The organism is Enterobacter sp. SLBN-59, from assembly GCF_024807915.1.
Taxonomy (GTDB): Bacteria; Pseudomonadota; Gammaproteobacteria; order Enterobacterales; family Enterobacteriaceae; genus Enterobacter; species Enterobacter asburiae_B.
In genome coordinates this window covers 4,129,623-4,144,628 of record NZ_JANUFI010000001.1, presented here as the reverse complement: position 1 = coordinate 4,144,628, position 15,006 = coordinate 4,129,623, and the positions used below count along the sequence as shown (strand labels likewise).

The 15,006-nt window shown below is 54.5% G+C and carries 14 protein-coding genes and 1 rRNA gene; 8 read left to right on the top strand and 7 right to left on the bottom strand.

Features of this window, described 5'->3' with window-relative positions; translation table 11 throughout:
- Positions 1–26 precede the first annotated feature (26 nt).
- Both rpoE and rseD read right to left on the bottom strand, forming a co-directional pair.
- Entirely contained in the window at positions 27–602 is a 576-nt protein-coding gene (rpoE, locus tag M2422_RS19810; RefSeq protein ID WP_006176728.1) for an RNA polymerase sigma factor RpoE, read from the bottom strand.
- Entirely contained in the window at positions 599–685 is an 87-nt protein-coding gene (gene rseD / locus M2422_RS19805) for a rpoE leader peptide RseD (RefSeq protein WP_223862639.1), read from the bottom strand. Before rseD ends, rpoE begins: the two co-directional genes overlap by 4 nt.
- 340 nt (positions 686–1,025) lie before the next feature.
- Here rseD and nadB point away from each other — a divergent pair, with 340 nt between their 5' ends.
- Positions 1,026–2,645, top strand: a complete 1,620-nt coding sequence (gene nadB / locus M2422_RS19800; RefSeq protein ID WP_039263762.1) for an L-aspartate oxidase — start codon at positions 1,026–1,028, stop codon at positions 2,643–2,645.
- On the opposite strand, the gene M2422_RS19795 is transcribed toward nadB, so the two are convergent.
- Positions 2,630–3,367: a tRNA(1)(Val) (adenine(37)-N(6))-methyltransferase TrmN gene (locus tag M2422_RS19795; RefSeq protein ID WP_023308853.1), complete on the bottom strand. Its 738-nt coding sequence runs from the start codon at positions 3,365–3,367 to the stop codon at positions 2,630–2,632. The two genes, nadB and M2422_RS19795, sit on opposite strands and share 16 nt — an antisense overlap.
- A 132-nt stretch (positions 3,368–3,499) precedes the next feature.
- On the opposite strand from M2422_RS19795, the gene srmB reads away from it, so the two are divergent.
- On the top strand, positions 3,500–4,828 hold the full coding sequence (gene srmB, locus M2422_RS19790) for an ATP-dependent RNA helicase SrmB (RefSeq protein ID WP_023308854.1): 1,329 nt from the start codon (positions 3,500–3,502) through the stop codon (positions 4,826–4,828).
- A gap of 49 nt (positions 4,829–4,877) precedes the next feature.
- Here srmB and grcA read toward each other — a convergent pair whose 3' ends face one another.
- Positions 4,878–5,261: an autonomous glycyl radical cofactor GrcA gene (grcA, locus tag M2422_RS19785; protein WP_029741127.1), complete on the bottom strand. Its 384-nt coding sequence runs from the start codon at positions 5,259–5,261 to the stop codon at positions 4,878–4,880.
- Between the two features lie 314 nt (positions 5,262–5,575).
- Here grcA and ung point away from each other — a divergent pair, with 314 nt between their 5' ends.
- A complete protein-coding gene (gene ung / locus M2422_RS19780) occupies positions 5,576–6,265 on the top strand; it encodes a uracil-DNA glycosylase (RefSeq protein ID WP_023308856.1) in 690 nt (229 codons plus the stop codon).
- Positions 6,266–6,313: 48 nt separating this feature from the next.
- On the opposite strand, the gene M2422_RS19775 is transcribed toward ung, so the two are convergent.
- Entirely contained in the window at positions 6,314–7,444 is a 1,131-nt protein-coding gene (locus tag M2422_RS19775; protein WP_029741125.1) for a tRNA/rRNA methyltransferase, read from the bottom strand.
- Positions 7,445–7,648: 204 nt separating this feature from the next.
- Between M2422_RS19775 and trxC the strand changes: the two genes are divergently transcribed.
- From trxC to M2422_RS19745, 5 genes are all read left to right on the top strand, one after another.
- Positions 7,649–8,068 (top strand): thioredoxin TrxC, encoded by a 420-nt coding sequence (gene trxC / locus M2422_RS19770; protein WP_023308858.1) that lies wholly within the window; start codon positions 7,649–7,651, stop codon positions 8,066–8,068.
- Positions 8,069–8,137: 69 nt separating this feature from the next.
- Positions 8,138–8,836, top strand: coding sequence for a tRNA-uridine aminocarboxypropyltransferase (locus M2422_RS19765; protein ID WP_064673775.1), 699 nt, complete (start codon positions 8,138–8,140; stop codon positions 8,834–8,836).
- Between the two features lie 35 nt (positions 8,837–8,871).
- Complete coding sequence (gene pat, locus M2422_RS19760) at positions 8,872–11,535, top strand: bifunctional acetate--CoA ligase family protein/GNAT family N-acetyltransferase (RefSeq protein ID WP_259142041.1); 2,664 nt, start codon at positions 8,872–8,874, stop codon at positions 11,533–11,535.
- Between the two features lie 110 nt (positions 11,536–11,645).
- Positions 11,646–13,001: a CDP-diacylglycerol--serine O-phosphatidyltransferase gene (pssA, locus tag M2422_RS19750; protein ID WP_064673777.1), complete on the top strand. Its 1,356-nt coding sequence runs from the start codon at positions 11,646–11,648 to the stop codon at positions 12,999–13,001.
- A 44-nt stretch (positions 13,002–13,045) separates the two neighbouring features.
- The gene (locus M2422_RS19745) at positions 13,046–13,369 is read left to right on the top strand and encodes a YfiM family lipoprotein (protein WP_064673778.1); all 324 of its coding nucleotides are present in this window, start codon (positions 13,046–13,048) and stop codon (positions 13,367–13,369) included.
- Here the strand turns inward: M2422_RS19745 and M2422_RS19740 are convergent.
- Positions 13,366–14,661, bottom strand: coding sequence for an MFS transporter (locus M2422_RS19740; protein ID WP_029741120.1), 1,296 nt, complete (start codon positions 14,659–14,661; stop codon positions 13,366–13,368). The two genes, M2422_RS19745 and M2422_RS19740, sit on opposite strands and share 4 nt — an antisense overlap.
- 209 nt (positions 14,662–14,870) lie before the next feature.
- Positions 14,871–14,986 (bottom strand): 5S ribosomal RNA (rrf, locus tag M2422_RS19735).
- Between the last annotated feature and the right edge of the window lie 20 nt (positions 14,987–15,006).

Genomic DNA, 15,006 nt, shown 5'->3' with positions numbered 1-15,006 from the left:
ATACCTTTTCCAGTATCCCGCTATCGTCAACGCCTGATAAGCGGTTGAACTTTATTATCAATAGCTTCTCGCGCACGGAATATTCGTGAACGTACCGTGCCGACCGGACAATCCATGATCGCGGCTATCTCTTCATAGCTCAGACCATCCAGCTCCCGTAACGTAATTGCCATACGTAAATCTTCCGGGAGCGACTCGATCGTGCGAAAAACGATTTGTCTCAGTTCTTCTGACAACATTAAGTTCTCAGGGTTCGAAATTTCTTTCAACGCGCCGCCGCTTTCAAAGTTTTCGGCGTCGATTGCGTCCACATCACTTGAAGGCGGACGACGGCCCTGAGCGACCAGATAATTCTTTGCCGTATTGACCGCAATACGGTACAGCCAGGTATAAAAAGCACTATCTCCCCGGAAAGAATCCAGCGCGCGATAGGCCTTAATAAAAGACTCTTGCACCACATCAGGCACATCGCCTGACGGTACATAGCGGGAAACCAGGCTCGCCACCTTATGCTGGTAGCGGACCACCAGTAGGTTAAAGGCTTTCTGATCTCCCTTCTGGACCCGTTCAACCAGGACCTGGTCCGTTAACTGCTCGCTCATCCGAGGTAATGTCTCCCCAAACCTAAATTCCACGCGTTATCGAAACGCCACTCTAAAAATACCGCACTTTGAGCAAGCACCATTTAGAGTGTCTGATCTTCAATAAGTTCCGTAACGCCTTTGTTTTTGTTCATCGCGCCGCAGACCGTTTATTTTCTCTCATTATAAGTCTGTTCACGATACGCACCACTTTATGACAAGAAACATCTTTTTCCCGCCAGAAGAGTAACGCAACACAGGCTTTATTTCACCACAAAATCTGACGCTAACGATCTGCTTCGCAAAATAATTTCACTCATTTACCCTCCGTTTACCTCCGCTTACGCGTTTAGCCATTGCGACAGCCTCTAAAAAAATACGTGCGATATATCGCATTCAGGTGCTATTCTGACCCAACACTGTTTAGTAAATTAAACAACAATCATGAACACAACACCTGAACTCCATTGTGATGTACTGATCATCGGCAGCGGCGCTGCCGGTCTCTCTCTGGCGCTGCGCCTGGCCGAGCATCAAAACGTTATCGTTCTGAGTAAAGGACCGATAAGTGAAGGTTCCACGTTTTATGCCCAGGGCGGCATTGCCGCCGTGTTTGATGAGACAGACAGCATTGCATCCCACGTCGAGGATACGCTCATTGCCGGAGCAGGGATCGTGGATGCACACGCCGCAGAGTTTGTCGCCAGCAATGCCCGTCACTGCGTTCAGTGGCTCATCGACCAGGGCGTCTTATTCGATACTCAGGTTCAACCCAACGGTGAAGAGAGCTACCACCTGACTCGCGAAGGCGGCCATAGTCACCGCCGCATCCTGCACGCAGCGGATGCCACCGGAAAAGAAGTGGAAACCACGCTGGTCAGCAAAGCGCTGAACCATCCTAATATTCGGGTTCTCGAGCGAAGCAATGCCGTTGACCTGATTATCTCTGACAAGATTGGCCTGCCCGGCACGCGTCGCGTGGTGGGCGCCTGGGTCTGGAATCGTAATAAAGAGAAGGTGGAAACCTGCCGGGCGAAGGCTGTGGTACTGGCGACGGGCGGTGCCTCCAAGGTGTATCAGTACACCACGAACCCTGACATTGCCTCCGGAGACGGTATCGCGATGGCCTGGCGCGCTGGCTGCCGGGTGGCGAACCTCGAGTTTAATCAGTTTCACCCCACCGCCTTGTTCCACCCTCAGGCACGCAACTTCCTGCTGACGGAAGCCCTGCGCGGTGAAGGCGCTTATCTGAAACGCCCTGATGGCTCCCGCTTTATGCCCGACTTTGACGCCCGGGGTGAACTTGCCCCGCGTGACATCGTTGCCCGCGCCATCGATCATGAAATGAAGCGCCTTGGCGTAGACTGCATGTATCTCGATATCAGCCATAAGCCAGCAGAGTTCATTCGCCAGCATTTCCCGATGATTTATGAAAAGCTGCTCAATCTTGGCATTGATTTAACGCGCGACCCGGTGCCCATTGTGCCAGCGGCCCACTATACCTGCGGTGGCGTAATGGTTGACGATCATGGACGTACTGACGTAGACGGTCTGTATGCTATCGGTGAGGTCAGCTATACCGGACTTCACGGCGCGAACCGTATGGCCTCTAACTCGCTGCTTGAGTGTCTGGTGTACGGCTGGTCGGCGGCGGAAGATATCACGAAGCGCATGCCTTACGCCCGCGAGACAGAGCACCTGCCTGCCTGGGATGAAAGCCGCGTGGATAATCCGGACGAGCTGGTCGTGATCCAGCACAACTGGCATGAGCTACGGCTGTTTATGTGGGACTACGTGGGGATTGTGCGCACCACGAAACGCCTGGAGCGCGCCTTGCGCCGCATCACCATGCTGCAGCAGGAAATTGATGAGTACTATGCTAATTTCCGCGTATCCAATAATCTGCTGGAGCTGCGTAATCTGGTGCAGGTTGCCGAGCTGATTGTTCGCTGCGCGATGATGCGTAAAGAGAGCCGTGGGCTGCACTATACCCTGGACTACCCGGCTCAGCTTGCTGAATCCGGCCCGTCGATACTCGCCCCGCAGGTTTACATAAACAGATAAAATGCCTGGGTCAGGGCAGTGTAATCTTCGGAATAACGCTGGTCTGGCCCACGGATAACCATTCGGTCATTAAAGCATTCCCCCTCTTTTGGCGAGAGCGCCAGCAGTACGCGGTGCGGCAGTCGACCTTCCGTATCCGAAATATCGGTACGCAGACGTAACGTCCAGCCGATCTCCTGCGCGATACCGATGAAGGTGTTGCCGGTACTCTCTGGCAGGACCACACAGAAAAAACCTTCTTCGGAGATGAGTTCTGCCGCACTGGTGAGCAGCGCTTTATGATCGAGGGAGCCGGTATAACGCGCCTGTTCACGCTCGGGTGTCCCGCACTCAACGCCGGGTTCGTAGTAAGGAGGGTTGCTGACGATCAGATCGTAACGCGCGGTTTGTTCAGGCGCCCAGGCGAGCACATCTGCGCATTCCACCTTCATTCGGGCTGCCCAGGGGGATTCGGCCATATTGTCACTCGCCTGCTCTGCGGCCTGCGCGTCCAGTTCGACGGCATCAATGATGACATGTTCTTCCGTACGCTGCGCCAGCATCAACGCCACCAGCCCGCTGCCGGTACCGATATCAAGAATACGCTTAACACCTGCGACAGGCGCCCACGCTCCCAGTAAAATACCGTCTGTACCGACCTTCATGGCACAGCGATCGTGGGCGACAAAAAATTGTTTAAACGTAAAACCATCGCGGCGCAGCTGCGCTTTGAGTTGAGACATGTCAGGGCAACCTTCTAAGTGAAACTGGAGTAGCATAGGGGAAAGCGAAGTGGCCGAAAAGCGATATCCATACAAACAGATGAAGATTACAGCCGTAACGTCTATAATCAGCGCCCCACACAGAGGTAGAACATGACTGTAACGACTTTTTCCGAACTTGAACTCGATGAAAGCCTGCTCAATGCACTTGAGAGCAAAGGCTTTACACGCCCGACCGCCATTCAGGCAGCGGCCATTCCGCCTGCGCTTGAGGGCCGCGATGTGCTCGGTTCTGCGCCAACCGGCACGGGGAAGACAGCAGCCTATTTGCTGCCTGTGTTGCAGCATCTGCTCGACTTTCCGCGTAAAAAATCTGGCCCGCCGCGTATTTTGATCCTGACGCCTACGCGCGAACTGGCAATGCAGGTTGCCGATCACGCGCGTGAACTCGCGGCAAATACTCATCTGGATATCGCCACCATCACCGGCGGCGTTGCGTACATGAACCACGCCGAAGTGTTCAGCGAAAACCAGGACATCGTCGTTGCGACGACGGGCCGCCTGCTGCAGTACATTAAAGAAGAGAATTTCGACTGCCGTGCGGTTGAAACGCTGATCCTCGACGAAGCCGACCGCATGCTGGACATGGGCTTCGCACAGGATATCGAGCACATTGCAGGGGAAACGCGCTGGCGTAACCAGACGATGCTGTTCTCTGCCACCCTCGAAGGGGAAGCGATCAAAGACTTCGCAGAGCGTCTGCTGGAAGATCCGGTGGAAGTCTCGGCGACGCCGTCCACCCGTGAGCGTAAGAAGATCCACCAGTGGTACTACCGCGCGGATAACCTTGAGCACAAGGTCGAATTGCTGAAACACCTGCTGAAGCAGGAAGATGCTCTGCGCACAATCGTGTTTGTGCGTAAGCGCGAGCGCGTGCACGAGCTGGCTGAGATGCTGCGTAACGCCGGGATCAACAACTGCTATCTTGAAGGCGAGATGGCGCAGATCAAGCGTACCGAAGGCATTAAGCGCCTGACCGATGGCCGCGTTAACGTGCTGGTTGCGACTGACGTTGCCGCACGCGGGATCGACATCCCGGACGTCAGCCACGTCATTAACTTCGATATGCCGCGCAGCGGAGATACCTACCTGCACCGTATTGGTCGTACCGGCCGCGCGGGCCGCAAAGGGATTGCGATTTCACTGGTCGAAGCGCATGACTACCTGCTGCTGCAGAAAATTGGCCGCTATGTTGATGAGCCGCTGAAAGCGCGCGTTATTGACGAACTCCGCCCGACCACGCGTGCGCCGAGTGAAAAGATGACGGGTAAACCGTCCAAGAAAGCGCTCGCAAAACGTGCTGAGAGAAAAGAGAAAGAAAAAGAGAAACCGCGCGTGAAGCAGCGCCACCGCGATACCAAAAACATTGGTAAGCGCCGTAAGCCAAGCTCTGCCGCACCAGAGACGAAAACTGAAGAGTAAAAAAAGCCGGGGAAATCCCCGGCTTTTTTATTCCCCCCTGCTGAAGCCGTTACAGGCTTTCAGTAAAGGTACGTGCGATAACGTCGCGCTGCTGTTCTGGAGTCAGTGAGTTAAAGCGAACCGCATAGCCGGACACGCGGATAGTCAGCTGTGGGTATTTTTCTGGATGCTCAACGGCATCCATCAGCGTTTCGCGGCGCAGCACGTTTACGTTCAGGTGCTGACCACCTTCCACGCGCACTTCCGGCTGCACTTCCATAGGAACTTCACGGTATTCGATTTCGCCCAGTTTGTTTACCGGTACGATTTCATCTTCAGCAAAACCCGCTTTCGCAACGACGCAGCGCGCTTCGTTCTTCTCGCTGTCCAGCAGCCAGAAAGAATTGAGCAGATCGTCATTTGCAGCTTTAGTAATCTGGATACCTGTAATCATGTGTTGCCTCCCTTAGGCTACATTAACTCGTGTCGGCCTCTCGCGGCCAATTGGTAAAACCATTGTTTCTTGTGTGTATATATAACATTCACACCCCGGCGATTTATTGATTTAAATCAACAAAAGCACCAACCACATAAAGAGTGTGGTTTGAATTTATTGTTTTAGATCAATTTAACAGCCTTGCCAATTCAACTTACCCTGTATCTTTTCAAAATAAATTTAGCCACTTAGCACGTATTTCAGCGCGTAATTTTGCTCACCGGGGTGAAACAGGTAAGCTAGTCAGAGATTGAGATTCGCAGGAGAGCGAGATGACGACACCTTTAACCTGGCATGACGTGCTGGCAGAAGAAAAGCAGCAGCCTTATTTTATCAATACGCTCAGCACCGTTGCCGCTGAGCGTCAGTCCGGACAGACGATTTACCCGCCGCAAAAAGACGTGTTCAACGCCTTTCGCTACACCGAACTGAGCGATGTGAAAGTGGTCATTCTGGGCCAGGATCCCTATCACGGCCCCGGGCAGGCGCATGGGCTGGCGTTTTCCGTTCGTCCGGGCGTGGCTATCCCCCCTTCTCTGCTCAACATGTATAAAGAGCTTGAAGCAACCGTGCCCGGTTTTACCCGGCCAAACCACGGTTACCTGGAAAGCTGGGCGCGCCAGGGCGTGCTGTTGCTGAATACGGTGCTTACCGTACGGGCGGGTCAGGCGCACTCGCACGCCAGTCTGGGCTGGGAGACGTTTACCGATAAAGTCATCAGCCTTATCAACGAGCATCGTGAAGGGGTGGTGTTTTTACTCTGGGGTTCTCACGCGCAGAAGAAAGGGGCGATTATTGACCGTCAGCGTCATCACGTGCTGAAAGCACCGCACCCGTCACCGCTGTCTGCGCATCGCGGTTTCTTTGGCAGTAATCATTTTGTTCTGGCGAATGAATGGCTGGAAAAACGTGGCGAAAAGCCGATTGACTGGATGCCTGTATTACCGGCAGAGAGCGAGTAGTTTGAGTTTGTATGCCCGGCTCACCGGGCATACAAAAAGCATAATGGCTTATGCCTTGTTCTGACGCCACCATTCTGCCAGCAGTACGCCGGTCGCAACGGATACGTTCAGACTTTCCACATTGCCTGTTCCGTCGATAGAGACGCTCAGATCCGCACTGGAGAGCGCCGCGTCAGACAGACCATCACGTTCCTGACCTAATACCAGCACCATTTTGCGCGGCAGCGTCGCTTTAAACAGCGGCGTACCGGCATGGCTTGAGGTGGTCACGATGGAATAACCCGCTTTACGGAACTGCTCGAGTGCGTCCAGAACGCTGTCGCCGGTGATCGGCTGTACGTGCTCGGCTCCGCCTTCCGCAGTACGGATCGCGGCACCGGATTCCAGCAGCGCGGCATCCTGCAACAGCACGCCTTTCACGCCAAAGTGCGCGCAGCTACGCATCATTGCGCCCAGGTTGTGCGGGTTGCCCACATCTTCCAGGGCCAGCACGCAGTCATCGGCATCCGCCTGGCTGACCCACTGCTGCACGGTCGTGCCGTTACGCTTTTTGATCAGGAAGCAGACGCCGCCGTGGTGTTCAGTGCCGGACGCTTTGGTCAGCTCGGCATCATCAACCACGTGGTAGGCTTTACGGTTCGCGGCCATCCAGCGCAGCGCTTCTTTAAAGCGCGGGGTCACGCTCTGGATAAACCAGGCGCGGACGATACACTCAGGACGGCTCAGGAACAGCGCCTGGCAGGCGTTCTCGCCATACACGCGGGTCTCTTCCGCACGCTGACGGCGCAGCACTTCCGGGTCGATAAAGCTTTTACCGCTGATACCGCCGTGATCGGCTTTTTCCGGCGTCTCATCGCCAGGGGCGCGAGAAACGGTGCGCCACGGGGAGGCGTTATCACGTGAGAAGTCATCACGCGGACGATCGTCGCGTGGACGGTCACTGCGTGGGCGGTCGGAACGCGGACGGTCATCGCGTTTGCGATCGTCACGTTTGCGGTCATCACCGCGGTTATTTCTGTCATCGCGGGCGGGGCGACGGCCACCGTCTGCACGAGAAGACGCCGGACGCCCGCCACCTTTTCCGGTACGCGGATTTTGGGTGCGTTTATCAGAGTCATCATCACTGCGGACATACATCACTTTGACCTTGCCGCTTTTGTTTTTCATTTCGTCGTTCATGCTTTTCTCCACCAGCGCTGCGCGAAGCGCGCAGATTACCCGATGTGCCAGCGCATAGCCATAATTTCGTACAAAAGCCTGTGACTATTGTTCTCATTGAATAAAACGCATTGTTGTTTCAAACAGGCTCATTGATAATATGTAACATATTAGAAACATTATCGGCGTTGTGCCGCTGTCCCACGGCTCTATCAGAGGTTAGTTATGAATACCGTATGTGCCAACTGTCAGGCTCTTAATCGCATTCCGGACGATCGGATGGAAGATGGTGCGAAATGCGGACGTTGTGGCCATGAATTATTTGATGGCGATGTCATTAACGCGACGGGTGCTACGCTGGACAAACTCCTCAAGGACGATCTTCCTGTCGTGATCGATTTCTGGGCGCCATGGTGCGGCCCTTGCCGTAGCTTCGCGCCGATTTTCGAAGATGTGGCCGAAGAGCGCAGCGGAAAAATGCGGTTCGTTAAGGTCAATACCGAAGCCGAACCCGAACTGAGCGCACGTTTTCGTATTCGCAGCATCCCGACCATTATGATTTTCAAAAATGGCGAAGTGATCGATATGCTCAACGGTGCGGTTCCAAAAGCACCTTTTGAAAGCTGGTTAAACGAGTCGCTGTAACATTCACGGGGCACGTCTTGTGCCCCGCTCCCGCCTCTGCGAAAATAGCGTTTTTCCTGCATTTCGCCCATGACTGATAACGCCGTTCTTAAATTACGCGCCGAACGCCTTGCGCGCGCCACCCGACCGTTCCTCGCCCGAGGCAACCGTATTCGCCGCTGTCAGCGCTGCCTGCTGCCGCTGAAGGTTTGTCTGTGCGAGACGCTGGCACCGAGTACGGCACAGAGCCGTTTTTGTCTGGTCATGTTCGATACCGAGCCGATGAAACCCAGCAATACGGGGCGTCTTATCGCCGATATTCTGCCGGATACCGCCGCGTTTCAGTGGTCCCGTACGGAGCCGCCTCAGGCCCTGCTCGATTTAGTGGCCAGCCCCGACTACGAGCCGATGGTCGTCTTCCCCGCGTCATATGCAGGTTTGGATCGCCAGGTGCTTTCAGCGCCGCCATCCGGTAAACCACCGCTGTTTATCATGCTGGACGGTACCTGGACCGAAGCGCGAAAAATGTTTCGCAAAAGCCCGTATCTCGACGCGCTGCCGGTGATTTCTGTCGATCTTTCCCGCGTCTCCACCTACCGCCTGCGTGAAGCGCATGCTGACGGGCAATACTGCACCGCCGAAGTGGCGATTGCGCTTCTGGATTTAGCGGGAGATACCGCTGCGGCTGGTGCCCTGGGCAACCATTTCTCATGCTTCCGGGAGCGCTATCTGGCGGGAAAAACCGTTCATAAGGGCAGCGTCACAGCGCCCGAGCCAGAAAGCGTTTAAAATCATCAGGTCGCTTGCATTCACAGGAGGCCTGCATGAGCCAGCGAGGGTTAGAAGCGCTACTTCGTCCTAAATCCATTGCCGTTATCGGCGCATCAATGAAGCCGGATCGTGCTGGCTATCTGATGATGCGCAATCTGCTGGCCGGGGGATTTAATGGCCCCGTCATGCCCGTCACGCCGTCTTATAAGGCCATTCAGGGGGTACTTGCATGGCCTGATGTACAAAGCCTGCCTTTCGTGCCGGATCTTGCCGTACTCTGTACAAACGCGAAGCGCAACCCGGAACTGCTGGAATCACTCGGCAAGAAAGGGTGTAAAACCTGCATAATTCTCTCGTCTCCGCCTGAACAGAAAGCCGAGCTTCTGGCCTGCGCCAGCCGCTATCAAATGCGCATTCTTGGGCCAAACAGTCTGGGCCTGCTCGCCCCCTGGCAGGGGCTGAATGCCAGTTTTTCCCCGGTTCCGATCCGCAAAGGCAAACTGGCGTTTATCTCGCAGTCGGCTGCGGTATCGAACACCATCCTCGACTGGGCGCAACAGCGTGAAATGGGATTCTCCTACTTCATTGCCCTGGGCGACAGCCTGGATATCGACGTTGATGAGCTACTGGATTTTCTGGCGCGTGACGGCAAAACCAGCGCGATCCTGCTTTATCTTGAGCACCTCAGCGACGCGCGTCGTTTTGTCTCGGCTGCGCGAAGCGCTTCGCGCAATAAGCCGATCCTGGTGATCAAAAGCGGACGCAGCCCTGCGGCACAGCGTCTTCTGCATTCGCATTCCGGCATGGATCCCGCCTGGGACGCCGCCATTCAGCGCGCGGGGTTGCTGCGGGTACAGGATACGCACGAGCTTTTTTCCGCCGTTGAGACGTTAAGCCATATGCGCCCGTTGCGCGGTGAGAAGCTAATGATTGTCAGTAACGGTGCGGCCCCTGCAGCGCTCGCGCTGGACGAGCTGTGGCGGCGCTTCGGCAAGCTGGCAACGCTGAGTGAAGAGACGCTGCAGCGCCTGAAAGAAGCGCTTCCGACCAGCGTGACGCCCGGCAATCCGCTTGATTTGCGCGATGACGCCAGCAGCGACCGCTACATCAGAGCGATCTCCATTTTGCTGGATAGCCAGGATTTCGACGCGCTGATGATTATCCACTCCCCCAGCGCGGTCGCGCCGGGCAGTGAAAGCGCGCGCGCGCTCATTGACGCCGTGCGCAACCATCCGCGAGGTAAATACGTTACCCTGCTCACCAACTGGTGCGGCGAGTTTTCCTCTCAGGAGGCACGGCGCTTGTTCAGCGAGGCCGGGCTGCCAACCTACCGCACGCCGGAAGGCACCATCACCGCGTTTATGCATATGGTGGAATATCGCCGCAACCAGAAACAGCTGCGTGAGACGCCGGCTTTGCCGGGTAATCTGACGGCGAACACCGTCGACGTTCACCGGCTGTTGCAGCAGGCCATTGAAGAAGGCGCGATCTCGCTTGATACGCATGAGGTCCAGCCCATTCTGGGCAGCTACGGGATGCAAACCCTGCCGACCTGGATCGCCAGCGACAGCGCAGAGGCCGTGCATATAGCCGAACAGATTGGCTATCCGGTGGCCCTGAAGCTCCGCTCCCCGGATATTCCGCATAAGTCTGATGTTCAGGGGGTTATGTTATACCTGCGTACGGCGACTGAGGTGCAGCAGGCAGCTGATGCCATTTTTGATCGGGTCAAAATGGCCTGGCCGCAGGCAAGGATCCACGGATTGCTGGTGCAAAGCATGGCAAACCGTGCAGGGGCTCAGGAATTACGGGTGGTGGTTGAACACGATCCCGTCTTCGGCCCGCTCATCATGCTGGGAGAGGGGGGCGTTGAGTGGCGTCCGGAGGAGCAGGCCGTGGTGGCGTTACCGCCGCTGAATATGAACCTGGCGCGTTATCTGATCATCCAGGCGATTAAAAGTAAAAAGATCCGTGGCCGGAGTGCGCTGCGCCCGCTTGATATTGCCGGGTTAAGTCAGTTCCTGGTGCAGGTGTCTAACCTGATTGTGGATTGTGCCGAAATCCAGCGGCTGGACATTCATCCGCTACTCGCCTCGGGCAATGAGTTTACGGCGCTGGACGTGACCCTGGATATCGCGCCATTCGAAGGAGACAGAGAGAGCCGTCTGGCGATCCGCCCGTATCCCCTGCAGCTGGAGGAGTGGGTTGAGATGAAGAATGGGGAACGCGCCTTGTTCCGCCCTATTCTGCCGGAAGATGAGCCCCAGCTGCGGGCCTTTATCTCTCAGGTCACGAAAGAGGATCTTTATTATCGCTATTTTAGCGAAATCAACGAATTTACCCACGATGATTTAGCCAATATGACCCAGATCGACTACGATCGAGAAATGGCGTTTGTTGCCGTTCGTCGCTCCGATAAGGGGGATGAGATCCTCGGCGTCACGCGTGCGATTTCTGACCCGGATAACGTCGATGCGGAGTTTGCGGTGCTGGTGCGCTCCGATCTTAAAGGCCTGGGTCTGGGGAGACGGCTGCTGGAAAAACTCATCAGTTATACGCGAGATCACGGATTGTTACGCCTCAATGGCATTACTATGCCTAACAATCGCGGTATGGTGACCCTGGCGCGAAAACTTGGGTTTGACGTTGATATTCAGCTGGACGAAGGTATTGTGGCCTTGTCCCTCAGTCTGACATCAACAGACAAACGCGAGTAAGCTACTGGAAATGTTACCCACTTTGGACGGGACTGGTGGTATCATTGTCCGCTTATGTTGTTTGCATGGTACAGACAACCCTTCAATGAACAGAGAAGAAACGCACTGTGATGTTGTCAAAATTTAAGCGTAATAAACATCAACAACACCTTGCTCAACTACCGAAGATTTCTCAGTCAGTTGATGATGTAGAGTTCTTTTACGCTCCCGCTCATTTTCGGGAGACGCTTCTGGAAAAGATTGCCAGCGCCACGCGACGCATTTGCATTGTAGCGCTCTATCTTGAACAGGATGAAGGCGGGCGCGCGATCCTGAACGCGCTCTATGAAGCCAAACGTCAGCGTCCGGAACTTGATGTTCGCGTGCTGGTCGACTGGCATCGCGCTCAGCGTGGCCGTATTGGCGCTGCCGCCTCAAACACCAATGCTGACTGGTATTGCCGCACGGCGCAGGAAAATCCTGGCGTTGATGTGCCTGTTTATGGCGTCCCGGTAAATACCCGTGAAGCGCTCGGCGTCCTTCATTTCAAGGGATTCATCATTGATGACAGCGTGCTTTACAGCGGCGCAAGTCTGAATGATGTTTACCTTCATCAGCTCGATAAATATCGCTACGACCGCTACCATCTGATCCGTAATCCGCAGATGGCCGATATCATGTTTAACTGGGTTGATAAAAATCTGGTCCATGGCCGCGGTGTTAATCGCCTTGACGATCCCGAGCGTCCTAAAAGCCCGGAAATCAAAAACGATGTTCGCGCCTTCCGCCAGGAGCTGCGTGATGCGGTCTATCATTTCCAGGGCGATGTGAACAACGAAGAGTTATCCGTTACCCCGCTGGTAGGGCTCGGTAAATCAAGCCTGCTGAACAAAACGATATTCCATCTGATGCCGTGCGCGGAGCAGAAACTCACCATCTGTACGCCGTACTTCAACCTTCCTGCCGTGCTGGTGCGTAATATCATTCAGCTGCTGCGCGACGGTAAAAAAGTGGAAATCATCGTTGGTGATAAAACCGCAAACGACTTCTTCATTCCTGAAGATCAGCCGTTCAAAATCATCGGTGCGCTGCCTTATCTCTATGAGATCAACCTGCGCCGTTTCCTGAGCCGTTTACAGTATTACGTAAACACTGACCAGCTGGTTGTGCGTCTCTGGAAAGATGAGGACAACACTTACCATCTGAAAGGAATGTGGGTCGACGATGAGTGGATGCTGCTGACCGGTAATAACCTGAACCCACGCGCGTGGCGACTGGATCTGGAAAACGCTATCCTAATCCATGACCCGCAGCACGAGTTAGCCGCAAAACGTGAACGTGAGCTGGAGCTGATTCGCACGCATACCACTGTGGTTAATCATTACCGCGAACTGCAGAGCATTGCCGATTATCCGATAAAAGTCCGCAAGCTTATCCGCCGCTTACGTCGTATCCGTATCGACCGACTTATCAGCCGTATTCTGTAATGTCCAGGCCCTGCCACCCGCAGGGCTTTTTTATGGAGCCGTTGATGCGTATTCCTCTGTTACTTAGCGTCCTCTTTCTGACTGGCTGTAGCCATATGGCCAACGATAACTGGTCCGGACAGGATAAAGCCCAGCATTTCCTCGCTTCCGCAATGTTGTCCGCAGCAGGCAATGAATATGCGCAGCATCAGGGATACAGCCGGGATCGTAGCGCGGCGATAGGGTTGATGTTCTCAGTCAGTCTTGGAGCATCAAAAGAACTGTGGGATAGCCGCCCCGCAGGGAGCGGCTGGAGCTGGAAAGATTTCGCCTGGGATGTCGCCGGCGCAACGACCGGCTATGCCGTGTGGCAGATCGCGCGCTATTAAAGTCGAATGCCTTTCCCTTTGCGATGCAACATCAGGGAAACAATAAAGGCCAGTGCGCCCATTATCGTTACGTACCAGAAGAATGTCGTTTCACTTCCCCATGATTTAAGCGACAACGCAACGTACTCCGCCGATCCGCCAAACAACGCATTAGCTACCGCATAAGAGAGCCCTACCCCTAAAGCACGTACCTGCGCCGGGAACATTTCAGCTTTCAGTATTCCGCTGATAGAGGTATAGAAACTGACAATCACCATCGCCAGCATCACCAGCGCAAACGCCGCATACGGCGAAGTCACATGCTGAAGGGCCGACAGAATAGGTACGGTACATAATGCCGACAGGCCGCCGAAAATCAGCATCGACGTACGTCGACCGATTTTATCCGAGAGCGCACCGATAATGGGTTGTATGAGCATAAAGACAAACAGCGCCACGGTCATGACTACGCTGGCGACGTTTGCGTGCATGCCGGTGGTGTTCACCAGGTACTTCTGCATGTAGGTGGTGAACGTGTAAAAACTGAGAGAGCCGCCCGCAGTAAAGCCCAGCACCATGAGGAAAGCTTTGCGGTTACGCCATAACCCTTTGAATGTTCCCGCCTCCTTCAGCGTTCTGACTTCCTTCTGAGAGGTTTCATCTAACTGACGGCGTAGCCAAAGTGCGACCACCGCCAGTACTGCACCCATCGCGAAAGGAATTCGCCATCCCCAGGCGTGAAGTTGTTCATCCGTCAGAATTTGCTGCAGGATCACAACCACAAGAATGGCCAGCAGTTGACCACCAATCAGCGTGACGTACTGGAATGAGGCGTAAAAACCTTTACGGCCTTCCAGGGCAATCTCACTCATGTAGGTCGCACTGGTACCGTATTCACCCCCTACCGATAATCCCTGGAATAAGCGGGCCAGTAATAGTAGCGCCGGTGCCCAGGTACCAATCGATTCATATCCCGGTAAGCAGGCGATCACCAGAGAACCAAAGCACATCATGCACACCGAGATCAGCATAGAAGCCTTACGGCCGCGACGATCCGCAATGCGGCCAAACAGCCAGCCCCCGATGGGCCGCATTAAAAACCCTGCGGCAAATACCCCCGCCGTTTGTAGCAGCTGCGTTGTGGTATTGCCGGATGGGAAGAAAATATGTGCGAAGTAGAGTGAACAGAATGAGTAGACGTAAAAGTCGAACCATTCAACCAGATTCCCTGAAGAGGCGCTGACGATTGCCCATACCCTTCTTCGGGTATCACTGTTAGCCAGCGTCCCGTTTGATGTAATACTTTCTGTCATTGTGATTATGCTCCTGCCATAAACAGCGGCGTATTGAGCCAAGAGACTCAATTACCTCGTAAATGAAATGTTATAATTTTGTTATAAATAACATTGCGACAAGGATCACACATTCCATTAGCAGGATAAGGGATTAAGAGAAAGGCCAGAAAGGGTAAGCACAAAGCAAAAAACCCCGCACCTTACGGTACGGGGTTTTTCTAATTGATGCCTAGCAGTTCCCTACTCTCACATGGGGAGACCCCACACTACCATCGGCGCTACGGCGTTTCACTTCTGAGTTCGGCATGGGGTCAGGTGGGACCACCGCGCTAAAGCCGCCAGGCAAATTCTGTTAATCTGTAT